The organism is Mycobacterium sp. 852002-51163_SCH5372311, assembly GCF_001667115.1.
GTDB lineage: Bacteria > Actinomycetota > Actinomycetes > Mycobacteriales > Mycobacteriaceae > Mycobacterium.
Map to the genome: position 1 here is coordinate 17,240 of NZ_LZIJ01000025.1, position 26,640 is coordinate 43,879.

General features: G+C 66.8%; 24 protein-coding genes and 2 tRNA genes. 17 read left to right on the forward strand and 9 right to left on the reverse strand.

The annotated features are described in order from the left end of the window. Window positions 1–69: 69 nt before the first annotated feature. The 4 genes from A5791_RS03515 (at window position 70) to A5791_RS03530 (ending at window position 2,726) form a co-directional block, all read left to right on the forward strand. A complete protein-coding gene (locus A5791_RS03515; RefSeq protein WP_067231135.1) occupies window positions 70–876 on the forward strand; it encodes a fumarylacetoacetate hydrolase family protein in 807 nt (268 codons plus the stop codon). Beyond that, window positions 873–2,342: a glutamate--tRNA ligase gene (gene gltX / locus A5791_RS03520; RefSeq protein WP_082966715.1), complete on the forward strand. Its 1,470-nt coding sequence runs from the start codon at window positions 873–875 to the stop codon at window positions 2,340–2,342. Before A5791_RS03515 ends, gltX begins: the two co-directional genes overlap by 4 nt. A gap of 132 nt (window positions 2,343–2,474) precedes the next feature. Next, window positions 2,475–2,546: transfer RNA gene (locus tag A5791_RS03525), tRNA-Gln, on the forward strand. 107 nt (window positions 2,547–2,653) lie between these two features. After that, a tRNA-Glu gene (locus tag A5791_RS03530) sits at window positions 2,654–2,726 on the forward strand. A gap of 82 nt (window positions 2,727–2,808) precedes the next feature. Here the strand turns inward: A5791_RS03530 and A5791_RS03535 are convergent. Both A5791_RS03535 and A5791_RS03540 read right to left on the reverse strand, forming a co-directional pair. Further along, complete coding sequence (locus A5791_RS03535; RefSeq protein WP_067231141.1) at window positions 2,809–3,309, reverse strand: PPOX class F420-dependent oxidoreductase; 501 nt, start codon at window positions 3,307–3,309, stop codon at window positions 2,809–2,811. Between the two features lie 126 nt (window positions 3,310–3,435). Continuing rightward, complete coding sequence (locus A5791_RS03540; protein ID WP_067231144.1) at window positions 3,436–4,137, reverse strand: IclR family transcriptional regulator; 702 nt, start codon at window positions 4,135–4,137, stop codon at window positions 3,436–3,438. A gap of 85 nt (window positions 4,138–4,222) precedes the next feature. Here A5791_RS03540 and leuC point away from each other — a divergent pair, with 85 nt between their 5' ends. The 3 genes from leuC (at window position 4,223) to A5791_RS03555 (ending at window position 7,129) form a co-directional block, all read left to right on the forward strand. Next, on the forward strand, window positions 4,223–5,644 hold the full coding sequence (gene leuC, locus A5791_RS03545) for a 3-isopropylmalate dehydratase large subunit (RefSeq protein ID WP_067231148.1): 1,422 nt from the start codon (window positions 4,223–4,225) through the stop codon (window positions 5,642–5,644). Between the two features lie 21 nt (window positions 5,645–5,665). Then, window positions 5,666–6,262 (forward strand): 3-isopropylmalate dehydratase small subunit, encoded by a 597-nt coding sequence (gene leuD, locus A5791_RS03550; RefSeq protein WP_067231152.1) that lies wholly within the window; start codon window positions 5,666–5,668, stop codon window positions 6,260–6,262. A 213-nt stretch (window positions 6,263–6,475) separates the two neighbouring features. Then, on the forward strand, window positions 6,476–7,129 hold the full coding sequence (locus A5791_RS03555) for an HU family DNA-binding protein (protein WP_067231154.1): 654 nt from the start codon (window positions 6,476–6,478) through the stop codon (window positions 7,127–7,129). Window positions 7,130–7,192: 63 nt separating this feature from the next. Here A5791_RS03555 and A5791_RS03560 read toward each other — a convergent pair whose 3' ends face one another. The 3 genes from A5791_RS03560 to cofC all read right to left on the reverse strand — a co-directional run bounded on the left by A5791_RS03560 (window position 7,193) and on the right by cofC (window position 11,127). Then, complete coding sequence (locus A5791_RS03560; RefSeq protein ID WP_067231159.1) at window positions 7,193–8,140, reverse strand: NUDIX hydrolase; 948 nt, start codon at window positions 8,138–8,140, stop codon at window positions 7,193–7,195. Window positions 8,141–8,209: 69 nt separating this feature from the next. Beyond that, on the reverse strand, window positions 8,210–10,411 hold the full coding sequence (locus tag A5791_RS03565; protein ID WP_067231241.1) for an RNA degradosome polyphosphate kinase: 2,202 nt from the start codon (window positions 10,409–10,411) through the stop codon (window positions 8,210–8,212). A gap of 65 nt (window positions 10,412–10,476) precedes the next feature. Next, window positions 10,477–11,127, reverse strand: a complete 651-nt coding sequence (gene cofC, locus A5791_RS03570; protein ID WP_067231162.1) for a 2-phospho-L-lactate guanylyltransferase — start codon at window positions 11,125–11,127, stop codon at window positions 10,477–10,479. 103 nt (window positions 11,128–11,230) lie between these two features. Here cofC and A5791_RS03575 point away from each other — a divergent pair, with 103 nt between their 5' ends. Further along, complete coding sequence (locus tag A5791_RS03575) at window positions 11,231–12,250, forward strand: NAD(P)H-dependent glycerol-3-phosphate dehydrogenase (RefSeq protein ID WP_067231166.1); 1,020 nt, start codon at window positions 11,231–11,233, stop codon at window positions 12,248–12,250. A 126-nt stretch (window positions 12,251–12,376) separates the two neighbouring features. Beyond that, a complete protein-coding gene (locus tag A5791_RS03580; RefSeq protein WP_067231170.1) occupies window positions 12,377–13,522 on the forward strand; it encodes a D-alanine--D-alanine ligase family protein in 1,146 nt (381 codons plus the stop codon). 21 nt (window positions 13,523–13,543) lie between these two features. Here the strand turns inward: A5791_RS03580 and A5791_RS03585 are convergent, their stop codons facing one another. After that, a complete protein-coding gene (locus tag A5791_RS03585; RefSeq protein ID WP_067231173.1) occupies window positions 13,544–14,089 on the reverse strand; it encodes a DUF3515 domain-containing protein in 546 nt (181 codons plus the stop codon). A 93-nt stretch (window positions 14,090–14,182) separates the two neighbouring features. On the opposite strand from A5791_RS03585, the gene A5791_RS03590 reads away from it, so the two are divergent. From A5791_RS03590 to A5791_RS03600, 3 genes are read left to right on the forward strand one after another with little or no spacing between them, the layout of a single operon-like run. Continuing rightward, on the forward strand, window positions 14,183–15,145 hold the full coding sequence (locus tag A5791_RS03590; RefSeq protein ID WP_067231176.1) for a thiamine-phosphate kinase: 963 nt from the start codon (window positions 14,183–14,185) through the stop codon (window positions 15,143–15,145). A 17-nt stretch (window positions 15,146–15,162) separates the two neighbouring features. After that, entirely contained in the window at window positions 15,163–15,453 is a 291-nt protein-coding gene (locus A5791_RS03595) for a DUF1330 domain-containing protein (protein ID WP_067231179.1), read from the forward strand. Further along, a complete protein-coding gene (locus A5791_RS03600; protein ID WP_067231183.1) occupies window positions 15,450–16,133 on the forward strand; it encodes a uracil-DNA glycosylase in 684 nt (227 codons plus the stop codon). Before A5791_RS03595 ends, A5791_RS03600 begins: the two co-directional genes overlap by 4 nt. Window positions 16,134–16,206: 73 nt before the next feature. Here A5791_RS03600 and A5791_RS03605 read toward each other — a convergent pair whose 3' ends face one another. Together A5791_RS03605 and A5791_RS03610 are read right to left on the reverse strand one after the other, a co-directional pair. Beyond that, on the reverse strand, window positions 16,207–16,881 hold the full coding sequence (locus A5791_RS03605) for a response regulator transcription factor (RefSeq protein ID WP_231995791.1): 675 nt from the start codon (window positions 16,879–16,881) through the stop codon (window positions 16,207–16,209). Further along, window positions 16,878–18,101, reverse strand: coding sequence for a sensor histidine kinase (locus tag A5791_RS03610; RefSeq protein ID WP_067231244.1), 1,224 nt, complete (start codon window positions 18,099–18,101; stop codon window positions 16,878–16,880). The genes A5791_RS03605 and A5791_RS03610 overlap by 4 nt, the downstream gene beginning before the upstream one ends. A 144-nt stretch (window positions 18,102–18,245) precedes the next feature. Between A5791_RS03610 and A5791_RS03615 the strand changes: the two genes are divergently transcribed. Together A5791_RS03615 and A5791_RS03620 are read left to right on the forward strand one after the other, a co-directional pair. After that, a complete protein-coding gene (locus tag A5791_RS03615; protein ID WP_067231191.1) occupies window positions 18,246–18,626 on the forward strand; it encodes a hypothetical protein in 381 nt (126 codons plus the stop codon). Beyond that, window positions 18,619–21,504 carry an RND family transporter gene (locus A5791_RS03620; RefSeq protein WP_231995792.1) on the forward strand — a complete coding sequence of 962 codons (2,886 nt, stop codon included), beginning with the start codon at window positions 18,619–18,621 and terminating at the stop codon, window positions 21,502–21,504. Before A5791_RS03615 ends, A5791_RS03620 begins: the two co-directional genes overlap by 8 nt. A 92-nt stretch (window positions 21,505–21,596) precedes the next feature. Here A5791_RS03620 and rpmB read toward each other — a convergent pair whose 3' ends face one another. Further along, window positions 21,597–21,791 carry a 50S ribosomal protein L28 gene (gene rpmB / locus A5791_RS03625; protein ID WP_066930307.1) on the reverse strand — a complete coding sequence of 65 codons (195 nt, stop codon included), beginning with the start codon at window positions 21,789–21,791 and terminating at the stop codon, window positions 21,597–21,599. A gap of 242 nt (window positions 21,792–22,033) precedes the next feature. Between rpmB and A5791_RS03630 the strand changes: the two genes are divergently transcribed. The 3 genes from A5791_RS03630 to A5791_RS03640 are packed head-to-tail and all read left to right on the forward strand — an operon-like array spanning window position 22,034 to window position 26,630. Continuing rightward, a complete protein-coding gene (locus A5791_RS03630; RefSeq protein ID WP_197504591.1) occupies window positions 22,034–23,695 on the forward strand; it encodes a DAK2 domain-containing protein in 1,662 nt (553 codons plus the stop codon). Between the two features lie 2 nt (window positions 23,696–23,697). After that, window positions 23,698–25,911 (forward strand): ATP-dependent DNA helicase RecG, encoded by a 2,214-nt coding sequence (recG, locus tag A5791_RS03635; protein WP_067231201.1) that lies wholly within the window; start codon window positions 23,698–23,700, stop codon window positions 25,909–25,911. A gap of 8 nt (window positions 25,912–25,919) precedes the next feature. Continuing rightward, window positions 25,920–26,630 (forward strand): HNH endonuclease family protein, encoded by a 711-nt coding sequence (locus tag A5791_RS03640; protein WP_067231248.1) that lies wholly within the window; start codon window positions 25,920–25,922, stop codon window positions 26,628–26,630. The last annotated feature ends 10 nt before the right edge of the window (window positions 26,631–26,640 follow it).

A 26,640-nucleotide genomic window follows, 5' to 3' on the forward strand; every position in this document is an offset into this window, starting at 1 on the left:
GGTGTTCGATGGTGAGGGCCCGCTGCGCCCGGCTTCGCCGCGCTGGCGACCCTCACTAGGCTCAACCGAATGCGCCTTGGTCGAATCGCCAGCCCAGACGGTGTCGCTTTCGTCAGCATCGAGGGTGACCCGGAAAATCCCGCCGAAATGACCGCGCGGGAGATCGCTGAGCATCCATTCGGCACGCCGACATTCACCGGCCGATCTTGGCCACTGGCCGATGTCCGACTGCTGGCCCCGATCCTGGCCAGCAAGGTGGTCTGTGTCGGCAAGAATTATGCCGACCACATCGCCGAAATGGGCGGTGCGACCGGCCCCGTACCGGCGGACCCGGTGATCTTCCTCAAACCGAACACCGCGATCATCGGTCCCAACGTTCCGATTCGCTTGCCCGCCAATGCATCACCCGTCCACTTCGAAGGTGAGTTGGCGATAGCAATCGGTCGGCCGTGCAAAGACGTTCCAGCCGCCCGGGCCGCCGAGAACATCCTCGGTTACACGATCGCCAACGACGTGTCTGCGCGCGATCAGCAGAAATCCGACGGCCAATGGACCCGGGCCAAAGGGCACGACACCTTCTGTCCGGTCGGACCTTGGATCGTCACCGACCTGAGTCCTCTGGACCCGGCCGACCTGGAACTGCGCACCGAGGTGAACGGCGACATCAAACAAAGCAGCCGCACCTCGTTGATGATTCACGACGTCGGCGCCATCGTCGAATGGATCTCGGCGGTAATGACATTGCTTCCCGGTGACCTGATCCTCACCGGCACACCCGCCGGTGTCGGTCCGATCGAGGACGGTGACACCGTCGCCATAACTGTGCAGGGAATTGGCACACTCACCAATCCCGTAGTCCGCAAAGGAAAGCCGTGACTGCCCCTGAAGCCAAAGTCCGGGTTCGGTTCTGCCCGTCGCCCACCGGCACGCCACACGTCGGGATGGTCCGCACCGCGCTGTTCAACTGGGCCTACGCCCGTCACACCGGCGGCACCTTCGTATTCCGCATCGAGGACACCGACGCCCAACGGGACAGCGAGGAAAGCTATCTGGCGCTGATCGACGCGTTACGCTGGCTCGGCCTGAACTGGGACGAGGGGCCGGGGGTCGGCGGACCCTATGGCCCCTACCGCCAATCGCAGCGCACCGAAATCTACCGTGACGTGGTTGGCAGGCTGCTGGACGCAGGAGAGGCCTACTACGCATTCTCGACACCGGAAGAGGTCGAGGCCCGTCACGTCGCGGCGGGACGTAATCCCAAGCTGGGCTATGACAATTTCGATCGTCACCTGACGGACTCGCAGCGCGCCGCATACCTGGCGGAAGGCCGTCAGCCGGTGGTGCGCTTACGGATGCCCGACCAAGACCTCGTCTGGCACGACCTGGTGCGGGGGACCACCACCTTCGCGGCCGGCACGGTACCCGATTTCGCGTTGACCCGCGCGAGCGGAGATCCCTTGTACACCTTGGTCAACCCGTGCGACGACGCACTGATGAAGATCACGCATGTGCTGCGCGGCGAGGATCTGCTGCCGTCGACTCCGCGCCAGCTGGCGCTGTATCAGGCGCTGATCCGGATCGGGGTTGCGGAGCGCACTCCGGAATTCGCCCATCTCCCAACGGTATTGGGAGAGGGCACCAAGAAACTTTCGAAGCGTGACCCGCAGTCCAACCTCTTCGCCCATCGCGAACGCGGATTCATCCCTGAGGGTCTGCTGAATTACCTTGCGTTGCTCGGCTGGTCGATCGCCGATGATCGCGACCTGTTCAGCCTCGACGAGATGGTGGCCGCGTTCGACGTCGCCGACGTCAACTCCAACCCCGCCCGGTTCGACCAGAAGAAGGCGGACGCGATCAACGCCGAGCACATCCGCATGCTAGACGCCGACGATTTCACCACCAGGCTGCGCGACTATCTGGACGTGCACGGCCACCACATCGAATTGGATGACGCGCGGTTCGCCGTCGCGGCTCACTTGGTTCAGACCCGCATCGTCGTCCTCGCCGACGCGTGGGAGTTGCTGAAATTCCTCAACGACGACCAATATGCGATCGACCCCAAAGCCGCTGCCAAGGAGCTGGGATCGGACGGGGACCGGGTGCTCGAGGCCGCGCTGACCGCGCTGGACGGCGTGGTGGACTGGACCGCGGCCAATGTCGAGGCAGTCCTGAAGTCCGCGCTTATCGAGGATCTGGGTCTCAAACCGCGCAAGGCGTTCGGCCCGGTCAGGGTGGCGGCGACCGGAACATCGATCAGCCCGCCGTTGTTCGAATCACTCGAGCTGCTGGGTCGCGACCGCACTTTGCAGCGGCTGCGAAACGCGGTGGGCCGTCGGGAGTGATGGAACGGCGATGAGGATTGCGCGTCGAGTCTTTGGTAGTCTGCACGTCGGCCGACAACCGCGGGCAAGGGCGTTCGCCGGACACTTTTTGGGTCTGCGAAAGGTCTCTGACCAGCGGTTTTAGGCAGCCAATGGGGTATGGTGTAATTGGCAACACAGCTGATTCTGGTTCAGCCATTCTAGGTTCGAGTCCTGGTACCCCAGCAAAGTAGATTGGTCTCGCGCAAGGGGTTCGAGCAGAGGTCCCAGCGATCTCCAGCGATTAGGTGGGCCTACCCGGGTGAGATATGCTGACTGCTCGGATCGTGTCTGGCCCCGTCGTCTAGCGGCCTAGGACGCCGCCCTCTCACGGCGGTAGCGTGGGTTCGAATCCCATCGGGGCTACAAAAAACCGAGTAGACATAAATCCCCCAGTTTCCAGGCGGAACGGGGGATTGTTGCGTCTCAGCAAGCGAGGAACTCGCCCTTAGCTCGCGGCGGGTGCGGTAGAGCCGCCTACCGGCATGTGCGGCAACCCCAGCTTGCGGTGATCCCAGGAGCGGGCGCGTCGGCTGACGATACGTACGCCGACGCGCTTGTTCATCATCTGGTCGACCATGGGCTTCAAATCGTCGGTGTAGGGACCTGTATAGCGCTCCCAGACGCTGACCCCCACTCGGTGCAGCGCGTCGGGATCGTCGACAATCTCGGCAACGCCTTCGAAGGACACGCCGCGCAGGGTGTCGTAGGTATCGCCGTCCTCGATCAGGAAGCTCACCCGCGGATCGCGTTTGAGATTGACCGCTTTCTGCGACTTGGCCTTGGTCTCGAGCCAGATTTCGTCGTCGACCACGGCGTACCACATCGCGGTCAGATGTGGTTGGCCGTCACGGCCGATGGTGGCCAGGGTGCCGGTACGGCTCTTGACGACGAACTCGGCGATTTCCGCCTCGGACATGACGATGCTCGCGCGCTGGTTGGTTCCCATGGCGTCAGTTTGTCAGGCCGCGCCGACCGATTCTGCAGTGGTGGCGTCCAGCCTGCGGCCAGGGCGCGGTTGTCGGCGAGTTACTCGCCCTGGATGCAGGCTCGACGCCCAGCTCCGAGGCGCGAATCACAGCCGGCGGGTGAGCGCGTCAGCGGCGGCCAGTAAGTCCGCCGCCCAGCGTGCCCCCGGACGCCGCCCGATCCGGTCGATGGGCCCCGACACCGAGATCGCAGCGATGACGGCACCGCGGCCATCGCGCACCGGCGCCGACACACTCGCGACACCAGGCTCGCGCTCGGCCACGCTTTGCGCCCACCCTCGCCGCCGCACATCAGCCAGCACCCGTCCGGTGAATTTCGCGCTCGGCAAGACCGCCGCTTGGGTGGCCGCGTCGCTGTGAGCCAGCAGCACTTTGGCTCCCGAACCCGCCGTCATCGGCAAGCGCGCCCCGACCGGAACCGTATCGCGAAGGCCTGCAGGGGGTTCCACCGCGGCAATGCAGACCCGCGAAATGCCCTCGCGACGGTACAACTGCACGCTTTCGCCGGTGGTCTCGCGCAACTGCGGCAGCACCACCGAACCCGCCGCCAGTAGCGGATCGTTGACATGAGCCGCGAGTTCGGTGACCGCGGGTCCGAGACACCACCGGCCCTCGTCGTCGCGGCCCAACAGGCGATGAAACTCACACGCGGCGGCCAGCCGGTGCGCGGTAGCCCTGGGCAATCCAGTCCGCTCGCACAATTCGGCCAGCCCGCACGGAGATTCCGCGATGGTATGCAAAATGTCGACGGCTTTGTCGAGGACGCCGATACCGCTATGCTGTCTCACAAAGAGATATTAGCGTCTCGCATTCTGAGATTACCAATCCGGGTGCCCGGCGCGCCGCGAATGACTGAACAGAGGCGACTTCGAGATGGAATCCACTACCGGCAGGCCGCGCACGCTGGCCGAGAAGGTTTGGGACGACCACGTTGTGGTCCGCGGACAAGACGGGGCGCCCGACCTGATCTATATCGATCTGCATCTGGTGCACGAGGTGACCAGCCCGCAGGCCTTCGACGGCCTGCGCCTGGCGGGGCGCCCGGTGCGCCGCCCCGACCTGACGCTGGCCACCGAGGATCACAACGTGCCCACTATCGACATCGACAAGCCGATCGCCGATCTCGTGTCGCGAACCCAGGTGGAGACATTGCGGCGCAACTGCGCGGAATTCGGTGTCCGGCTATATCCGATGGGAAATATCGAGCAGGGCATCGTGCATGTCGTGGGGCCGCAACTGGGCCTTACCCAACCGGGCATGACGATCGTCTGCGGCGACAGCCATACCTCTACCCATGGCGCGTTCGGTGCGTTGGCTATGGGTATCGGAACGTCGGAGGTCGAGCACGTGCTGGCCACCCAGACGCTGCCGCTGCGCCCGTTCAAGACCATGGCCGTCAATGTCGACGGCCAGTTGCCCGATGGCGTGACGGCCAAGGACATCATTCTGGCGTTGATCGCCAAGATCGGCACCGGCGGCGGCCAGGGTCATGTCATCGAATACCGGGGCAGCGCCATCGAATCGCTGTCCATGGAAGGGCGGATGACGGTCTGCAACATGAGCATCGAAGCCGGCGCACGTGCCGGCATGGTCGCTCCCGACGAGGTCACCTACGAGTTCCTGCGAGGCCGCCCGCACGCGCCGACGGGCGCGCAGTGGGACGCCGCGTTCGCATACTGGCAGCAGTTACGCACCGACCCCGGAGCCCTCTTCGACACGGAGGTCTATCTGGATGCGGGCGCGTTGAGCCCCTTCGTCACCTGGGGCACCAACCCCGGACAGGGTGTGCCGCTGGCCGCGGCCGTGCCGGATCCGGAGCTGATGACCGACGACGGGGAGCGTCAGGCCGCCGAGAAAGCATTGGCATACATGGACCTTCGGCCTGGAACGGCCATGCGCGATATCTCGGTAGACGCCGTATTCGTCGGGTCTTGCACCAACGGTCGCATCGAAGATCTGCGGGTGGTGGCCGACATCTTGCGCGGCCGCAAGGTGGCATCAGGAGTGCGGATGCTGGTCGTTCCGGGTTCGATGCGGGTGCGCGCACAGGCCGAAGCCGAAGGGCTGGGCGAGATTTTCGCGGCCGCGGGTGCCGAGTGGCGGCAGGCGGGATGCTCAATGTGCCTGGGGATGAACCCCGATCAACTCGCGCCCGGGGAGCGATGCGCGGCGACGTCTAACCGCAATTTCGAAGGGCGGCAGGGCAAGGGGGGTCGCACTCATCTGGTGTCCCCGGCTGTTGCCGCCGCCACCGCGGTTCGCGGCACCCTTTCCGCGCCCTCAGATTTGAATTGATTCGCCAGAACAGGAACGAATATGGAAGCCTTTCACACCCACACCGGGATCGGCGTGCCGCTGAGACGGTCCAATGTCGATACCGATCAGATCATCCCCGCGGTATTTCTGAAGCGTGTCACCCGAACCGGTTTCGAGGACGGCTTGTTCGCGACCTGGCGATCGGATCCCTCATTTGTGCTAAATCTCAGCCCCTTTGACCGGGGTTCGGTGTTGGTCGCCGGACCCGATTTCGGTACCGGGTCATCGCGTGAGCATGCGGTCTGGGCGCTCATGGACTACGGGTTCCGGGTGGTTATCTCATCTCGGTTCGGTGACATTTTCCGGGGCAACGCGGGCAAGGCGGGTCTGTTGGCCGCCGAAGTTGCCCAAGACGATGTGGAACTACTTTGGAAGCTGATAGAGCAGAGTCCGGGCTTGGAAATCACTGTCAATCTTCAAGATCGAAATGTCACCGCGGGAACAGTGGTGCTGCCGTTCAAGATTGACGATCACACCGCCTGGCGACTTCTCCAAGGACTCGACGATATAGCCCTTACGCTGCGGAAACTCGACGAGATCGAGGCTTTCGAGGCCGCCTATCCGGACTGGAAGCCGCGCACTGGGCCCACTTCCTGACGCCTCGCAGAGGGGCGAATTCCGCCTCGGTCGGCGCGGTCAAGCGAAGCGGATTTCCCGGCCACACCACCGATCAAGGGCGGCAACCGGATTGCGGAAATTCAGATTGCTGGGGCCTGAAATTGCGCGTGGCTCTTGGAAATCAAGTGGGTAAGGGTTTACCGTGTCTGCTAGTCGGTTCCGAAACGAGGACCACTGGCTTGGAGGGTTTGGATGAACAAAGCAGAGCTCATAGATGTGCTCACACAGAAATTGGGCTCGGACCGACGGCAGGCAACGGCCGCCGTCGAGAATGTCGTCGACACTATTGTGCGCGCGGTGCACAAGGGTGACAGCGTCACCATTACCGGTTTCGGTGTGTTCGAACAGCGGCGTCGCGCGGCACGGGTGGCCCGCAATCCGCGTACCGGCGAGACGGTGAAAGTGAAGCCGACGTCCGTCCCGGCGTTCCGGCCGGGGGCTCAATTCAAAGCGGTTGTGTCTGGGGCACAAAAACTCCCGTCGGAAGGACCTGCTGTGAAGCGTGGTGTCGCAACGAGTACAGCCAAGAGAACCGCCAAGAAGGCGCCCGCCAAGAAGGCGACCAAGTCTGCGGCTAAGAAGACCGCCAGCAAGGCTCCGGCCAGAAAGGCCGCGACCAAGTCTGCGGCCAAGAAGACCGCCAGCAAGGCTCCGGCCAAGAAGGCCGCGACCAAGTCTGCGGCTAAGAAGACCGCCAGCAAGGCCACCGCTTCTGGGGCCAAGAAGGCTGCCGCCAAGACTCTGGCTCGCAAGACGAGCAAGGCTCCGGCCAAGAAGGCTGCGGCAAAGAGGCTTGCCAGCAAGTCACCCGCCAAGAAGGCGACCGCACGGCGGGGCCGCAAGTAACGCAGTAAATCTCAGGCACAGATACCCTTCGGGTGGCGGCTGCCCCCGAAGGGTATCTGCGTGTTATCCCTCTGCGTTGGCGCCCAGCGCGCCGCCGATGTGGTCTGCTGCCACCACTCGGCCCCCGGCCAGTGACAGCACCCACGTGCTGCCTTTGTGGTTGCGGGCTTTGTCGGCGCGTATCCCGTCGCGTTCACACCACCAGGCGATGAGGTCCGGAATTACCTTGCCCTGTGAGCAAATCACCGGTGTGCCCGACTTTTCGGCGATCTGCAGCATCCGGTTTCGGCCGCGTTTGGGGTTCTTGGCGTAGGCCTCCTCGGTGAGGCCCGGCTCGTTGTGAATGGGCACACCCAGTTCGGCCGCCAGGGGTTCCAGCGTCTGGTGGCAGCGCACCCGGTCGGCGGCATAGGCGTCAGTGGCACCGAAGGCCAGCAGCTGTGGAACCAGTGCCTCGGCCTGCGCCCGTCCCTTCTTGTCCAACGGCCGTTTGGTGTCGTCCCCTTTGTAGCGTGCCTTGCTGCCCGCCGTCCCATGCCGGACCACTAACACGGTGTGCGTATCTGCGGGCTGTTTGCCGAACCGGCGCAATACCTTTCGATCCTGTGGGTAGTCGAGCTTCTTCATCGCCTCGGCGAACGGCAACCAGACCATCTCGTCGACCTCGTTACCGGGGACGAAATCCCCACCGATGCTGCGCGCCGCCCAGTAACACACTTTCTTGATGCCTTGATCGATCGGGTAGGTCACCGTAGCCAGCCGCCTGCCGAGGATGGCACGGTGACCCGTCTCCTCGAATACCTCTCGCGCGGCGGCCACCGGCGCGGTCTCGCCGGGGTCCACTTTCCCTTTGGGCAGCGACCAGTCGTCGTACCGCGGCCGGTGGATCACCGCTATTTCGACGGGGTTCTTGGCCGATTTGACCTGCGCGGGTCGCCACAACACTGCCCCGGCGGCGCAAACCACCCGGTTCCCCGAGCGGCGGCGGGTGGACGAGTTCTGGGGCGACACCTCAACTCCTGCAGGTCAATTCGGGCACGGCTGCTCGTGCTCGGAGGATATGGCCTTCGCACAGCGTCGTCAGGGGCTGCGGTGACGCTCCATCAGTGATACCTGGTGGTCGCGCACGTTCTCGCCTTCCCGGGGCGCAGCAGTCCACTGTCCGTCGGACCCGAGTTCCCAGCACCGGGTCGCGGGGTCCAACGCGGACTCGAACAAATCGTCCAGCTGGATGGTGAGTCTCGGGTCTTTGACTTGAGCCATCACCTCGACTCGGCGGTCGAGATTGCGGTGCATCATGTCGGCGCTGCCGATCCAGAATTCGTCGATGGCGTTGAAGTGGATGATCCGCGAGTGTTCCAGGAAACGGCCGAGAATCGAGCGGACGACGATGTTCTCGGATATGCCTTCGGCACCCGGGCGGAGCGCGCAGATGCCACGCACCACGATTTCGACCCGCACACCTTCCTGCGACGCACGGTAGAGCGCATCGATAACCTGTTCGTCGACAAGCGCGTTCATTTTGAGCCGGATTCGCCCGCCCCCGTTTTTCCGGTGGGCGGCAACTTCGCGCTCGACACGCTCGATGATCCCGGTGCGAATGCCTCGAGGGGCTACCAACAGGTTGCGGTACTCCAACTTACGGGAGTAGCCGGTCAGCGAGTTGAACAAGTCCGTCAGGTCCGCACCGATGTCGGGAGCGGCGGTCAGCAGACCGACGTCCTCGTAGAGCCGAGCGGTCTTACCGTTGTAATTGCCGGTTCCGATGTGGCAGTAGCGCCGGATCGTCGGTCCTTCGCGGCGCACCACCAGGCATGTCTTGCAATGCGTTTTGAGTCCGACGAATCCGTACACGACGTGTACGCCTGCCTGCTCGAGCTCACGCGCCCAACGGATATTGGCTTGTTCGTCAAAGCGCGCCTTGATCTCGACCAGGGCCACCACTTGCTTTCCGGCTTCGGCGGCGTCGATGAGCGCGCGCACAATCGGCGAATCACCGGATGTGCGGTACAGCGTTTGTTTGATCGCCAGCACGTTGGGATCGGCGGCGGCCTGCTCGATGAATCGCTGCACGCTGGTGGAGAACGAGTCGTACGGATGGTGTACCAGCACGTCACCTTCGCGCAGTGTCGCGAAGATGCTCTTGGGCGTCTCGCCCTCGGCGAAGGCGGGATGGGTCGCGGGAACGAACGTCCGGTCTTTGAGAGCCGGCCGGTCCAGGCCGTAGATCTGCCACAGCGACGACAAGTCCAGCAGCCCCGGCACTTCGATGACATCCCCGGGGTGTACGTCGAGTTCGCGCAGCAGCAATTCCAGCATGCCCTCGGTCATGTCGTCGGCGACCTCGAGCCGCACCGGCGAACCGAACCGCCGTCGCGCCAATTCCCGCTCCAGCGCCTGCAGCAGGTCTTCGTCGCGGTCCTCTTCCACCTCGAAATCGGCGTTGCGGGTAATGCGGAACGCGTGATGCTCGACAATCTCCATGCCCGGGAACAACACCGGGAGGAAGGCCGCGATCAACTCTTCCATCGGCAGGAACCGCACCTTGGCGTGGCCTTCGGCCTCGGCAGATATTTCGGCGCCTTCCCCGGCGCCCAGTTCTACGAAACGATCGACGTTGTCGGGCACCTTGACCCTGGCGAAGTGCTGTCCGCCGTCGTCGGGTTGCCTGACGGTGATCGCCAGGTTCAGGCTCAGCCCGCTCACAAACGGGAACGGATGTGCGGGGTCGACCGCGAGCGGTGTCAGCACGGGGAACACCTGCTCGTGGAAATAGGTCGACAACTGCTCGCGCTCAGCCTGATCCAGATCGTCCCACGTGACGATCGAGATACCCTCTTCGCCGAGCGCCGGTAGCACCGAATCCAGGAACACTCGTGCATGCCGGCTGGCGATGTGCTGTGTCTGTTCACCGATGCGGCGCAACTGCTCACGCGGTGTCAGCCCGTCGGCGGACCGGACCGATAGGCCCATCTGGTCGCGCCGTTTCAGCCCGGCCACCCGGACCATGTAGAACTCGTCGAGGTTGGAGGCGAAGATCGCCAGGAACTTCGCCCGCTCCAATAGCGGCAGCGAGTTGTCGTCGGCCAGCGCGAGCACCCGCGCGTTGAAGTCCAGCCAGCTCAGTTCCCGGTTGAGGTAGCGGTCCTCTGGCAGCGCGTCGGTGATCGCCGCGGGAGTGGCGGCCGGTGGCGCTGCCAACGCCGAGTCGCCGGGAGACCACAGATCCTCGTCGGGCCGCGCCTCAGCTTCGATTTCAGTCACCCTGCGATCATTGCTCATCGCCCGTCGTGCGGCCAGCGCAGCGGGCACACTTATATATCGCTTTGCTCGTCAAGCCGCCCTCGTCAGCGGTGTGCGATGGCGCGCGCGGTCGCGGGCCCGATCCCCAGCCGGCGGGCGGCCGCCAGGTCGGCTGGCGTGTCGACGTCGCAGCGCAGGCCGGGCCAGGCTCCCGTCAGCTCGATGGCGCCCGAACGGCGATGCCGCGCCGAAGAATCCGACCCGAACTGGGGGTCCAGCGCGCTGCCGAAAGCGCAGAGTGCCGAGGTGCCGGTGCCCAGCCGGTCGGCGACGAAGCTGCGCCGGTGGTGACGCGCGGCCGCGATCGCCTCGTCCAGCTCCTGTGTCTGTAGCGCAGGCAAATCACCTTGCAGCACAACAAGATTGGGACATGATCCGGCGACGGCTCGTTCGGCCGCGGCGATGGCGTGGTTGAGTGGGTCGCGATGGCCCTCGGGCGTCGGGTCGGTCAGCACCTCGGCACCGAGGTCGGCTGCCGCGGCCGCCGCGGCTTGGTCGGGCGTGACAACGGTGATCGACCGCAGTGATCGAACGCGCGTCGCCGCGGTCAGCGTGTCCTGCAGCATGGCCAGCACCACGTTCTCCCGGGTGCGCGCCGAGAACACCGGTGCCAGTCTCGTCTTGGCCGCGGCCAGTCGCTTGACGGCGATGATCAGGGCGATATCGCTTGCACCGTCGGCCCGTGTGCCGCTCATGCGATTATCCTGCCAGCGGACATCTCCAGGCCGGTGCCGCCTCCCACGCAGGCGTTAATCTGAAGCGCCGACAAGGCAATAGCGGGCTCACTGAGGAGGGCGGATGGCCGGCACAACAGGCGCCGTGACGGTGATGGGCGCCGGTGCGTGGGGTACGGCGCTGGCCAGGGTGCTCGCCGACGCCGGCGGGCCAGAGACACAGGTCATCCTGTGGGCGCGTCGCTCCGAGGTCGCCGAACAGATCAACGCCACCCGATACAACGGCGACTATCTGCCCGGTGCGCCGCTGCCGCCGAGCATCCGCGCGACCTCGGACGCCGAAGAAGCGCTGAGCGGCGCGACGACGGTGTTGCTGGGCGTGCCGGCGCAAACGATGCGCGGCAATCTCGAGCGGTGGGCGCCGTTGTTGTCACATGGCGCGACCCTGGCCAGCCTGGCCAAGGGCATCGAACTGGACACCTTGATGCGGATGAGCCAGGTCATCGTTGCGGTGACCGGTGTGGACCCCAGTCAGGTCGCGGTGATTTCGGGGCCGAACCTGGCCAGCGAGATCGCCGAGCGCCAGCCCGCTGCCACCGTCATCGCATGCAGCGACTCGGGCCGGGCGGTCGCCCTACAGCGCATGCTTAACAGCGGATACTTCCGGCCGTACACCAACTCCGACGTCGTCGGCACGGAAATCGGCGGGGCGTGCAAGAACGTCATCGCGCTCGCGTGTGGCATGGCGGCCGGTGTCGGCCTGGGCGAGAACACCGCAGCGGCGATCATCACGCGGGGACTCGCGGAGATCATGCGGCTCGGCATCGCGCTCGGTGCCAAGGGAGCGACGCTGGCCGGTCTGGCCGGAGTCGGCGACCTGGTGGCCACCTGCACCTCGCCGTATTCGCGCAACCGGTCGCTGGGCGAGCGCCTGGGCCGTCGCGAGAACGTGCAGTCGGCGTTGCAGGTCAAGGATGGTCATGTCGTCGAGGGGGTGACGTCGTGTCAGTCGGTGCTGGCGCTGGCGTCCAGCTACGACGTCGAGATGCCCCTTACTGACGCGGTGCACCGGGTCTGCCACAAAGGGCTCTCGGTCGACGAGGCGATGGCATTGCTGCTGGGCCGCAGCACCAAGCCCGAATGAGCGGGTTCGAGTGGCTCTCGAGACTGCGGCCACGGCGTTCGCGAGGCCCGCAAGCTAGCCCTGGACGCAGGCTCGACGCCAAGGCCGCAGGCTCGACGACAGCGCAACCGGTAGCCTCTGAAGGTTGTGACCCAATCCGGCCCGCCCGCGACGCCGCGCGACCGGCGCGTGCGCGTGGCCGTCGTGTTCGGCGGGCGCAGCAACGAGCACGCTATTTCGTGTGTGTCCGCGGGCAGCATTTTGCGCAATCTAGACCCGGAGCGGTTCGAGCTGATCGCGGTGGGCATCACCCCCGAAGGGTCCTGGGTGCTCACCGACGGCGACCCGGATGCGCTGGCCATCACCAACCGGCAGTTGCCCGAGGTGACTTCCGAGTCGGGCACCGAGCTGGCGCTGCCGGCCGACCCGCGCCGCCGTGGCCAGTTGGTGTCGTTACCGGCCGGCGCCGGCCTGAAAGCCGGAGAGGTTTTGGCGTCGGTCGACGTGGTGTTCCCGGTACTGCACGGTCCGTACGGCGAGGACGGCACCATCCAGGGGCTGCTCGAGCTGGCCGGCGTGCCCTACGTCGGCGCTGGTGTGCTGGCCAGTGCGGCGGGAATGGACAAAGAATTCACCAAGAAGTTGCTGGTCGCCGAGGGGCTGCCGGTTGGTCCGCATGCGGTGCTGAAGCCCTCCCGCCTCGCGTTGCAACCCGAGGAGCGCGAGCGGTTGGGCTTGCCGGTGTTCGTCAAACCCGCGCGCGGCGGCTCGTCGATCGGTGTGAGCCGGGTGTCGAGCTGGGACCAGTTGCCCGCCGCGGTCGCCGGCGCTCGTCGCCATGACCCGAAGGTGATCGTCGAGGCGGCGGTCAACGGCCGCGAGCTGGAGTGCGGTGTCCTCGAAATGCCTGACGGCACAGTGGAAGCCAGCACTCTCGGCGAGATCCGGGTGGCCGGGGTACGCGGACGCGAGGACGCGTTCTACGACTTCGCGACCAAGTATCTCGACGACGCGGCCGAACTCGACGTGCCGGCCAAGGTCGACGACGAGGTGGCCGATGCGGTACGGGAACTGGCAATCCGGGCGTTTCGGGCGATCGACTGCCAGGGCCTGGCCCGGGTGGATTTCTTCCTCACCGAAGACGGACCGGTGATCAACGAAATCAACACGATGCCCGGCTTCACCACGATCTCGATGTACCCGCGGATGTGGGCGGCCAGTGGTGTCGACTACCCAACACTGTTGGCCACCATGGTGGAAACGGCGCTGGCCCGCGGCGTGGGACTGCGCTAAGAGGGCGCTGTCGCGCGGCGGCTAACGCGCCGGCGCCGGATCGATGGGCACCGCGCCGACGGTGCGATCGATCACGTCCGAGAGCTCCTGAATCGGTGCCGGCCCGGATCCTGGCGGCAGCGTCAACGCCACATAGACCGGGCGGTCCACCGCATACCAGGTGGACCGGCCGGTGTCCCCTTCCGACTGCGCGTTCACCCGGAACCACTGCACCCGGTCGACCACCTGGATCGGGGAGCCCACCACGAAATCGGCCGGGCGGTCCAACCCGCAGCGCAGCACCACCGGCTCGCCGTCCGGCCCGGCCCGCCAGGCCGCGGCCCCGTCCGGCGCAGGTTGCGCCAACGGCGCGCGCTGATAGCTTCCGAGCCGCTGCGGCAGCGCCGCCGTCAGGGCTTTGCATGCAGGTGCGGCGGCCCGGGGCGCCGGAACGCCGGGAAGGGCAACGGGCTGCGGTGGTGCCTCCCGATTGGCCGCGATGACCAGAATGACGCCGATTGCCGTCACGCCCAGCAGCGCCGCGGCAATGACAAGAGCGCGTGGCGGGCCGTCCGAGTCGACTGTCACCTGCGTGGCTACCTCGGACTCTCATACACTGGCGCGGTCCGCCCGGGCGGGCAGGGACCAAACTTACCCGAGGCCCTTGCGGTTGGAGGTGGCGTGCGCGACGACACAGCAGGGCAGCCTTCGACGCTGCAGCAGCTCGGTGAGTTCGCGGTGATCCGGCGTTTGGCGCAGGGCCGCCGGCAACCCGCCGCAGTGCTGCTGGGCCCCGGCGACGATGCGGCGGTGGTGTCCGCCGGCGACGGTCGCACGCTGGTGTCGACCGATGTGCTGGTGCAGGACCGCCACTTTCGGCTGGACTGGTCGACACCGCACGACGTCGGCCGCAAGGCGATCGCGCAGAATGCCGCCGACATCGAAGCGATGGGCGGGCGGCCGACCGCGTTCGTGGTGGGGTTCGGAGCGCCTGGGGACACCCCGGCGCATCAGGTGGATGCGCTTGCCGACGGGATGTGGGACGAGGCGCAGCGGATCGGTGCCGGCATCGCGGGCGGGGATCTGGTCAGCTGTCCGCAGTGGGTGCTGTCGGTGACCGTGCTGGGCGAGCTCGACGGCCGCGCGCCGGTGCTGAGATCAGGGGCGAAGGCCGGCTCAACGCTGGCCGTCGCGGGTGAGCTTGGTCGTTCGGCGGCCGGTCATGCCTTGTGGCACAACGGAATCGATCAGTTCGACGAACTACGGCGGCGCCACCTTGTGCCGCAACCGCCTTATGGCCAGGGAGCTTCGGCCGCAGCCGCCGGGGCAGAGGCGATGATCGACGTGTCCGACGGCTTGATCGCCGACCTGCGACATGTCGCCGAGGCTTCGGCGGTGGGCATCGACCTGTCCGCGGCGGCGCTGACGGCAGACCGCGATGCGCTGGCAGCGGCCGCTGCGGCGGTGGGCGCCGACCCGTGGCCGTGGGTGCTGGGCGGCGGCGAAGACCATGCGCTGGTCGCCTGTTTCGGCGGGCTGGTGCCCGACGGTTGGCGCGTCATCGGGCGAGTGCTCGACAGCCCGGCCCGGGTGCTCGTGGACGGCGAGCAATGGAAAGGGTACGCGGGTTGGGAATCGTTTTGAGCGGTTAGGGTGGCCCCGTGACCGTCTATGCGATCGCCCAGTTGAGGTTCACCGACCGGGCGGCCTACGACCGATACCAGGCCAGGTTCATGGAGGTGTTCCGTCGTCACCCGGGAACACTGCTGGCCGCCGACGAGTCGCCGCAGGTCGTCGAGGGGGAGTGGGACCGCGAGAAGGTGGTGGTGATGTCGTTTCCCGACGAGGCCGCGTTCTACGGGTGGGCGCGATCGCCGGAGTACCAGGAGATCTCGAAGGATCGGCACGCTGGCGCGGACACAGTGGTGGTGCTCGCCAAAGGCCTGCAGTGACCGCGCGCCCGCTGAGCGAACTGGTCGAGGCCGGCTGGGCCGCCGCGCTGGAACCCGCCGCCGAGCAGGTCGCTCAGATGGGAAGGTTCCTGCGCGACGAGCTCGCGGCCGGGCGCAGGTACCTGCCCGCCGGCCCGAACGTCTTGCGCGCCTTCACTTTCCCCTTCGACCAAGTGCGCGTACTGATCGTCGGGCAGGACCCCTATCCGACGCCGGGACATGCTGTGGGCCTCAGCTTTTCGGTGGCGCCCGACGTGAAGCCGTTGCCCCGCAGTCTGGCCAACATCTTCGACGAGTACACCGCCGACCTCGGCCACCCTCAGCCCTCGTGCGGCGACCTGACGCCCTGGGCGCAGCGCGGTGTGCTGCTGCTGAACAGGGTGCTCACGGTGCGCCCCAGCAATCCGGCGTCGCATCGTGGCAAGGGCTGGGAAGCGGTCACCGAGTGCGCAATCCGGGCACTGGCAGCGCGCTCACAACCGATGGTGGCGATCCTGTGGGGGCGCGACGCGTCGACCCTGAAGCCCATGCTGGCCGCGGGCAAGTGCGTGGCCATCGAGTCGCCGCACCCCTCACCGCTGTCGGCTTCGCGGGGGTTCTTCGGCTCGCGTCCGTTCAGCCGTGCCAACGAATTGCTCACGGGGATGGGCGCCGACCCGATCGACTGGCGACTGCCCTGAATTGGTGCCGAGCAGACGCAAAATCGCACGCGCAGGGCAATTTTTGTGCGACTCTGCGTCTGCTCGCGAGGAATCAGCGCGGGGCGACGATGCCGTTGTCGTAGGCATAGACGATCGCCGCGGCGCGGTCGCGCAGGCCGAGCTTGCCGAAGATCCGGCCGATGTGGCTTTTGACGGTGACGCCCGAGATGCACAGTTCGTCCGCAATCTCGTTGTTGGAGAAGCCTTTTCCGATCAAAGTGAGCACGTCGAGTTCGCGCGCGGTGAGCTCGGCGAGGTCGTTCCGGTGCTTATCCAAGGGCCCAGGGGCCGCTTTGCGGTACGTGCTGAGCACGCGGGAGGTGACCGCGGGGTCCAGATAACTGTCCCCTCTGGCGACGGCCCGCACGGCGCGGATCAGCTCCTCCGCGGAAGAGTCCTTGAGCACAAAGCCCGCCGCCCCGGCCCGCAGTGCTCCGGAGAGCAGCTCGTCCTCGTTGAATGTCGTCAGCGCCAGCACCGGCGGCACCCCGCCCAGCCGGCGCGTCGCCTCGATGCCGTCGACCCGTCGCATCCGCAGGTCCATCACCACGACATCGGGCTGGTGCTCGGCGACCGCCGCGGGTACTTCGTCGCCGTCGGCGCATTCGGCGACGATGGTGAAACCGTCTTTGCGGCGCAGGATTCGGCGCAGTCCGGAGCGCACCAGATCCTGGTCGTCGACGAGCAGCACCGCAACTTCCGGTGTTTCAGGGACATTGAAGCTCACGACTGGTGACACCACCACGGTCGCCATCCGGGGCTGCCGTCCTCGAGCGGTATCTCGGCGTTCACCGACCACCCGTCCGGACTCGGGCCGGCCTCGATGGCTCCGCCGAGCAACTCGACGCGCTGACGCATGCCGCGCAGTCCGCGCCCCTCAGTGTCGGCGGCCGCAACCGCGGCAGGCAGCCGGGTGTTGACGGCCAGTTTGGCTGATGCAGCTGAAATATCAAGCACCACAGATGATCTGGAGTCAGGTGCATGCTTGGCGATGTTGGCCAGCGATTCCTGGGTGATGCGATACAGGGCAAGGCCGACCGCGGCCGACACGCGGCTGGTCGGGCCGTCGATGCGCAGCGTGACGGCCACCCCCGCCCGCTCGAAATCCTCGACGAGCACGCCGATGTCATCGATGCCGGGCTCAGGGGCGGGCGCGGCTTTCTTGGTGCCGTGCGGCCCCGTGTCGAGCAGACCGACGGTGCGCCGGATGTCGGCCATCGCCTGCCGGCCAAGCCGCTCGGCCTGCTCGAGTGCCTCGATCGCGTCGTCGACGTCGCGATCCTGCTGCAGCGCGCGGCGTGCGCCGGTGACGTGCAGCAGCGTGACCGAAAGCGAGTGGGCGATGACGTCGTGCACTTCGCGGGCGATACGCCGTCGTTCGTCGGCCGCGGCGTGCTCGGCCAACACCTCCTGCGCCTTGATCTGTTGCGCCAACAGCACCCGCTGAGTGTGCATGAGATAGCCGATCAGCCAGCCGCCGACGACGAACAACAGATACAGCGCCACCACATCCAGGCGATGCAGCGCGGACGCGGTGAGTAGCAGCGCGGCCGACGACAGGGCGGCCAGGAAGCCACCGACACCGGAGGTCAACGTTCCTACGAGGCCGACCATCAACACCAGCAGGGCCGGCGCGAAATCGGCACGAATCGGCGTCGACGTGGCAAACAGCATCACCGCCGTGGCCGCCGACCAGGCGAACCACATCAGCGCCGGGCGGAATTTCATGTTGAAAAAGAAGAACGCCAAAAGCGGCGCGAGGGCTATCACGGACGCCACCAGGACGCCGGCCAGATCGGCCGCGGGCCGTTGCAGCACCGCGATCGCCCCGGCGAACAGCAAAAGCCCGTCGGTGACGATCACGAACGGCCAGGTGATGCCGGCGGGTATCAACTCTCCCCGCTGACGCAACCTCTCCCGCACGAAGCCCGTGACGGAACGCAACATCGTCCAATCGTAAAAGAGCCCGGCGGCCGGCACATCATCCTCGGGTATGCCTCCCGGCGGTTCGGCCTCATACCGTGGTAGGAGCCAAAGACCGAACCCCGGCACGACGCGCGGCAGCGGCCCACATTCCTAACGTTTCCGGTTATGACATGGAAACTGCTGCACGAGCGCATGGCCTTCATGGCCGAATTGATCCAGGCCGCCGAGACTGACCCGGAGGCGGCACTTGACCTGGCCGACAAGGGATCCGAAGTCTCCCGGCTATTCGGCGGTGAGGAGGGGCTGCTGCTCTCACTGCGGCAGCGCTGGCTGATGATGCTGTACGCGAAGCTGGATCAGGCGGACTACGACGGTCTTACGGCCGAAGAGGCCAGAGCCGAGCTGGCCGCTGCCAACCCTGGACTGCACGCATTGTTGGGCATCGCTTCCCGACGCTCGCTGCGGCTGCGCATGCTGGCCCGAGGTGAGCACCGGGTCGTGGATCTCTTCGACGGATCGTTGAGCGATCGGCAGACCGTTGCGTGACCAGAAGGCAAGGCGATACGCGATTTTGGTGGTCGGTCTCTGGGTGCTGGCGGCGGCAGTCGGCAATCTGGCTGTGCCGCAATTGGAGCGGGTCGTCGAGTCGCACTCGCGCTCCTTCATGCCCGCCCACGCGCCCAGCTCGGTCGCCGCCACCCGTGCCGCCGAGCTGTTCGGGCAAACCCCCAGTAACAACTTCATTTTCGTGGTGCTGGAACGGAATGCGCCGCTGACGGCACAGGACCGCAAGTTCTACGACGCGTTGACGGCGGCACTGGAATCCGATCACCGGCACGTGTATTCGGTGACGGACCTGTGGTCACAACCCGCGACCGCCGCGGGCGCGCAAAGCCGCGACGGGCATGCGGTCAGCGTCATGGTTCGGCTCGCCGGAATGCTCGGCACCTCCCGGGCGCGCGATTCGGTGGACTCCGTGCGCAATACCGTCGCCGCCCTGTCGCCACCGGCGGGCCTGCACGCTCACGTTACGGGCCCCGGCGCCACGATCGTGGACGAATTCGCCGCCATCGACCGGCAGATGCTGTCGATCACCGCGGCAACCATCGCCCTCATTTTGGTGCTGCTGCTGGTGGTGTATCGGTCACCGATCGCTGCGGCGATCCCACTGATATCGGTCGGTCTGGCGCTGGCGGTTGCTCGCTGGATCGTTGCGGCCCTTGGGTTGTCCGGCACTGTGGAGGTGTCGCTGTTCTCGGTGGCATTGATGGCTGCCATGACATTGGGCGCCGGCACCGACTACGCGATCTTTCTCGTCGGCCGCTATCAGGAGGGCCGGCGCGGTGGTGTGGCGCCAGCGCAGGCGCTGACCGACGCCTACCGTGCGGTCGCTCCGGTAATCGTCGGGTCGGCGCTGACCGTGTCGGTGGCGCTGGCATGCCTGAGCTTCGCCGAGGTGGGCATGTTTCGCAGTGCCGGAATACCCTGTGCGGTAGGGATTCTCGCGACAATGGTGGCATCCCTGACGCTCACGCCCGCGCTGATGGCCTTGGCGGTGCGTCGCGAACTGCTCGAACCACGGCCGTCGAAGACGGCGCGGCGCTGGCGGCGCGTCGGAGCCGCGGTGGCGCGCTGGCCCGGGCCGATCCTGACCTCCGCCGGCGCTGTGATCGTGTTGGTGGCGCTACCACTCGTGAGCCTTCGGGTCGGCTGGAATGAGCCGGCCGCCACTCCTGCTGACGCCGAATCCAGTCGTGGCTACGCGGCCACCGATCGGCATTTCGCGGCCAACTGGTTATTACCCGACGTCGTCACCATTCAGGCCGACCATGACCTGCGCAGCCCGGCCGGGCTGATCGCCATCGAGCGGATCACCCGTCAGATCATGGCCGTACCGGGGGTACGGATGGTGCAATCGGCCAGCCGTCCCGACGGCAAGGTGCCCGAGCAGGCGACGCTGAGCTATCAGGCCGGGACGGTCGGCCGTCAGTTCAACGAGGCGGTGGACTCGTTGACCCAGCGGCTGCGCCGGGTTTCCGAGCTGGACGACGCGCTGGCGCAAACCCAGTCGGCGGTGAGCCAGCTCGGCGGCGGACTGCGCGGCGGCAGCGCGGGCCTGGCCGAGATGTCCGGGGCCGCAACCGATATGCGCGCCGGACTCGAAGGAGTCCAACGGTCTGCCACCACGGTATCGAGCTATCTGGACCCACTGCGCGACTTCGTCGCGCGCACCCCGGACTGCGCCGCTAATCCGTTGTGCGCGACCGTCAACCGGATACTGGAACCTGTCGACGGCCTGCTGCAGACCTCGACGCGCCTCGGCGACGGCGCCGCCAAGCTGACCGGTGGGTCGAACACCGCCGCCCAGGCGCTGGCGGGCATGCCGCAAGCCGTGGCATCGATGAACAACGCACTGGCGCAAGCACGTTCGGCCACCCACGACTTGCTCGGGCTGAGTGATGCGATCGGGCCACAGCTGCGGCAGCTGACCGACTACCTCAGCGAGATCGACACCCAGTTCCAGGGCAGCGCGGCGTCGGGCTTCTACCTGCCGCAGCGAGCGCTGTCCGATCCGCGCTACACCGAGGTCCTGCGCAAACTCGTCTCCGCGGACGGCCGTGCCACCTATCTACTGGTCTACGGCGACGGCGACGAGTGGGGCAGCGACGGCGCCACCCGGGCAGAGCAGGTGCGCACCGCGATCAAAGAGGCCACCAAGGAGGGCACGCTGACCCCGACGGGAATCGACCTGGCCGGCGTCGGGCCCGCGACCGCCGACTTGCAGCGATCCGTCGGCCGCGACACGGCGCTGCTGGTGGGGGCCGCGCTGGTGCTGATCTTCCTGATCGTCATGACGATGCTGCGCAGCCCGGTCGCGGGGCTGGTGGTCGTCGGCACGGTCGTCGCGTCGTATGCATCGGCGCTGGGTGCCAGTGTGCTGATCTGGCAGTACCTGCTGCACCAACCGCTGCATTGGGCCGTCGCGCCCATCGCCTTCATCGCGTTGATTGCCGTCGGCGCGGATTACAACCTGCTGCTGGCCTTACGGATCAAGCACGAAGCGGCAGCGGGCCTCAAGACGGGGATCATCCGGGCCTTCGGCGGGACCGGTGGCGTGGTCACCACCGCGGGCATCGTCTTCGGGATCACCATGCTGGCACTCCTCGCCAGCAGTGTGCTCAGCATCGCGCAGGTGGGCACCACCATTGCCGTCGGCCTGTTGATGGACACCCTGGTGGTGCGGGCGCTGGTGGTCCCGTCCATCGTGGCGCTGCTCGGCCGATGGTTCTGGTGGCCGCGGAAGGTGACGGTGAAGCGTCGGTCGAGACCGTCTGGCCACGCGCAGCCTGGCGATTCGGTGGCTGTCTCGTCGGCGCCGGCACGGCAAGGGGCTGACCGAAGCAACCTCACGTTCCGAGACTGAAACTACGTACGCTCGCTCCGGCGCGTCGTGTGCGTGTTTGCAGTGTCGCGGTTGAGTGCCGGGCGTCGACGGTCACGCCACTAGCGCGGTGTTCAGCCGCGGACGACCTTGCCGGCCTTGATGCAGGAGGTGCACACGTTGAGCCGCTTCTTGTTGCCGCCGGGACGTGTCACCACGTGCACGGTCTGAACGTTGGGGTCCCACCGGCGGCTGGTGCGGCGGTGGGAGTGCGACACCGACTTGCCGAAGCCGGGGCCTTTCCCGCAGATATCGCACACAGCGGCCATTCTGAGCTCCTCAAACCTTCTGGGATCCGGTGTCTTTCCGGTGTCTTGGGCGTCCGGCAACCAACCCGGACCGGCCGGGCCGTCCCAGGATAGCCGGGGTCGGCGGCAACCGCCAAAACGCTGCACCGCGGCGGCTGCGTCATGAGCTGTGCTGTCACCGCCGCTGGCTAGGCTCAACGCACGGGGCCGGCGCGCAGGGAGGAGGGTCAGCGGTGGGCACTTGCGCCGAACACGATCGTCCCCTGAACGCGTCCGCCCTGCGGGACTGGGCGCACACCGCCGTCAGCGACCTGATCACCCATATCGACGAGATCAACCGGCTCAACGTCTACCCGGTCGCCGATGCCGACACCGGCGCCAACATGCTGTTCACCATGCGTTCCGCACTCGCGGAGGCCAACGCATCGGCGGGTGTTCCCGGCGACGTCGCCCGGGTCGCCGCGGCTCTGTCGACCGGCGCGCTCAACGGCGCCCGGGGGAACTCCGGGGTCATCCTGTCCCAGATCCTGCGCGGCATTTCCGACGTCGCCGCGGCAGCGGCCGCCGACCGCGACGGTGAACTGCCCGAAATCGACGCCGCCCTGTTCGGGGCCGCGTTGCGACGCGGAGTCGACCTGGTCATCGCCTCGATGGGCGGGGATGAGGTCCAGGGGACCATCGTCTCGGTGTTACGCGCCGCAGCGGGGGCCGTCGAGGAGTGCGCGGGCGGCGCTGAGAGCCTCGCGCGCGCGGTCACTGCCGCCGGCGACGCCGCGGTCGTCGCGTTGGAAAAGACCCCCGAGCAGCTCGACGTGCTCGCCGACGCCGGTGCCGTCGACGCCGGAGGACGCGGCCTGCTGGTCCTGCTGGACGCGCTGCGCACGACGCTCACCGGTCAGGCGCCTGCCCGCGAGGTGTACGAGCCGTCGCCGCGCATGCAGCCCGCGCAAACCGCCAAGCGACCCGCGCCGCAGTTCGAGGTCATGTACCTGCTGGGCGGCTGCGGCGCCGAGGCAGCCGACGCGCTGCGGGACCGGCTGGCGGAGCTGGGCGAATCGGTGGCCATTGCCGCCGCCGCTTCTTCTTCACAGACTTCCGGCGGCAGCTATTCGGTACACGTGCATACCGACGACGCAGGTGCGGCCGTCGAAGCCGGATTGGCCGCCGGGCAGCTGAGCCGCATCGTGATTTCGGCCCTTTCCGGCGGCACCGGCCTGCCCGCGGGCGGCTGGACGCGGGAACGGGCGGTGCTGGCCGTCGTCGACGGTGACGGCGCCGCGCAATTGTTCGCCGACGAGGGCGCCTGCGTGCTGCAACCGAGTTCGGAGGCCGTCGACCCGACCACCGACATCAGCGCCCACCGGCTGGTCCGGGCCGTGGTGGACACCGGCGCCGCACAGGTCATGGTGCTGCCCAACGGTTATGTGGCGGCGGGCGAGCTGGTTGCCGGCTGCACCGCGGCCATCGGCTGGGGTGTCGACGTTGTTCCGATACCGACCGGGTCGATGGTGCAGGGGCTGGCCGCGCTGGCGGTACACGAACCGGACCGGCAGGCCGTCGACGACGGCTACACCATGGCCCGCGCGGCGGGGGCTGCCCGGCACGGCTCGGTGCGCATCGCGACCGAGACGGCCCTGACCTGGGCCGGCAGCTGTCAGCCAGGCGACGGCCTGGGCATTGCCGGCGACGAGGTGCTGATCGTGGCTGCCGACGTCGCGGCGGCGGCAGCCGGTCTGCTCGACCTGCTGCTGGCGTCGGGCGGCGAGCTGGCCACGGTGCTGATCGGCGACGCCATCCAGGAGGACGCGACCGACGATATCGCCGACGCTCTGCAGAAGCACGTGCACGACAAGCATCCCGGGACCGAGCTGCTGACCTACCGCACCGGCCATCGCGGCGACGCGCTACTGATCGGGGTCGAGTAGCCGTGGTGGCACTGAGCGACCGGCTGGACTACGTCCTCGGCGGAAAAAATGCCCAGCAACTCGACGAGGAATTCGGCATCCGAACCGTCGACGACCTGTTGCGCCACTACCCGCGCAGTTACGTGGTGGGCGCGGCGGTGCGAGACGCCGAAGACGAGCAACCGGAAGCCGGTGAGCACATCACCATCGTCGACACGATCACCGAAACGAACACGTTCCTGACGAAGAAGACCCCGAAGAGAACGTGTCACCGCATCACCCTTGGCTCCGGCCGCAACAAGGTGACCGCAACGTTCTTCAATGCGAAGTTCCTCAGCAAAGACCTCACCAAAGACACCAAGGTGCTGCTCTCCGGAGAAGTGGGTTTTTACCACGGCGTCATGCAGCTGACCCACCCCGCATTCCTCATCCTCGACTCGCCGGACGGAAAGCATCGCGGCACCAAGTCGTTGAAAAGCATTGCCGTCGCCTCGGAAAGAGCCAGCGGTGAGTTCGCCGTAGAAGACTTCGAACGCCGTTTCTTTCCCATCTACCCGGCCAGCACCAAAGTGCAGAGCTGGGACATCTTCAACTGCGTGCGCCAGGTGCTCGACGTCCTCGACCCGGTCGACGATCCACTGCCCGCGGACGTGCGCGACCGGTATTGCCTGATGCCCGAAGACGAGGCGTTGCGCGCCATCCATCTCGCCGAGAGCGACGCGGCGCGCCGGCGCGCCCGTGAACGACTGACTTTCGACGAGGCCGTCGCCCTGCAATGGGCACTGGTTGCCCGCCGGCACGGCGAGCTGTCCGAATCCGGACCGGAGGCACCGCCGCGCCCCGACGGTCTGATGGCGGAACTGTTGCAGCGGTTGCCATTCGAGCTGACGGCCGGGCAGCGCGAAGTGCTGGGCGTGCTGTCCGACGAGCTCGCGGCGACGCGTCCGATGAACCGCCTGCTGCAAGGCGAGGTCGGTTCCGGCAAGACGATCGTCGCGGTACTGGCGATGCTGCAGTTGGTCGATGCGGGCTACCAGTGTGCGCTGCTGGCGCCGACGGAAGTTCTTGCGGCACAGCATCTCCGGTCCATCTCCGACGTGCTCGGCCCGTTGGCGTTGGGAGGCCAGCTGGACGGGCCCGAAAATGCCGCCCGGGTGGCAGTGCTCAGCGGCTCGATGACGACAGGGGAGAAGAAGTACCTGCGAGCCGAAATTGCCGCCGGTCAGATCGACATCGTGGTCGGCACGCACGCGCTGTTACAGCACTCGGTCGAATTCCACAACTTGGGCATGGTCGTCGTCGACGAGCAACACCGGTTCGGTGTAGAGCAGCGAGACCGACTGCGTGCCAAGGCTCCTGCGGGCCTCACGCCGCACCTGCTGGTGATGACGGCTACCCCGATACCGCGCACGGTGGCGCTTACCGTCTACGGCGACCTGGAAACCTCGACGCTGCGCGAACTTCCGCGCGGACGCCAACCGATCACCACCAACACGATCTTCGTCAAGGACAAACCCGCGTGGCTGGACCGGGCCTGGCAGCGCATCAAAGAGGAGGTCGCGGCCGGACGCCAGGCCTACGTGGTGACGCCCCGCATCGACGAGACGGACGAGCCTGGCCAGCCCGGCTTGCGGCCTTCGGAGACCGCCGAGGGTCTGTTCGCCCGGTTGAGTTCCGGTGAGCTCGCAGACTTGCGCCTGGGCCTCATGCACGGCAGGTTGTCCGCCGACGAGAAGGACACGGCGATGGCGGCATTCCGTAGCGGCGAGATCGATGTGCTGGTGTGCACCACCGTGATCGAGGTAGGTGTCGACGTTCCCAATGCGACGGTCATGTTGGTGATGGACGCAGACCGGTTCGGGATCAGCCAGCTGCACCAGCTGCGCGGGCGTATCGGCCGGGGTGAGCACGCGAGCCTATGTCTGCTGGCCAGCTGGGTCTCGCCGGGGTCGCCCGCGGGCCGGCGGTTGTGCGCCGTGGCCGACACCATGGACGGCTTCGCGCTGGCTGACCTGGACCTCAAACAGCGCCGGGAAGGTGATGTGCTGGGCCGCATTCAGTCCGGTAGGGGGATCACGTTGCGGCTGCTCTCGCTCTCCGAGCACCAGGTCGTCCTCGAGACCGCCCGCGACATCTGCACCGCGGCTTATGAAGACGCGGCTGCGCATCCCGGATTGGCCGTCCTGGCAGCCCGTTTCGAAAGACCTGACCGCGTCGAATATCTGGACAAGGCATGAGGCACCTGGTGAACCGCAAATTGCTGCTGTGGTTGTCGGCTCTCGCGGTGCTCGCGCTGATTGTGGCCTACCAGACGGTGGGATCGGCGGCGAGGCACCACAAGGAGTTCGCCGCGCGCGCCGACGTCCCGACGGTGCAGCCCGGGACCGACGTGCTGGCCGGAATCGCCGTGTTACCCCAGCGGCTGCATCGCTACGACTACCGCAGGGCGGCCTACGGCGACGCCTGGGACGACGACAACGACGCCCCGGGCGGCCACAACGGCTGCGACACCCGCGACGACATCCTCAACCGCGATCTCGTCGACAAGACGTACGTGATCACCAAGCGGTGCCCCGACGCGGTCGCCACCGGCATCTTGCACGACCCGTACACCAACACCACAGTGGTGTTTCAGCGCGGCGCCAAGGTCGGCGAATCGGTGCAGATCGACCACATCGTGCCGCTCGCGTATGCCTGGGACATGGGCGCATTCGCCTGGCCGGGGCCGCAGCGACTGCGTTTCGCCAACGACCCGGCCAACCTGTTGGCCGTGCAGGGCCAGGCCAACCAGGACAAGGGCGATTCGCCGCCGGCCCACTGGATGCCGCCGAACACCGCGTTCGCGTGCCAGTACGCCATTCAGTTCATCGCGGTGTTGCGCGGCTACCAGTTGCCGGTGGAACAGGCTTCGGCCGACGTGCTACGTCAGGCCGCCGCCACCTGCCCGGCCGGGTAAGCCGAGGCGG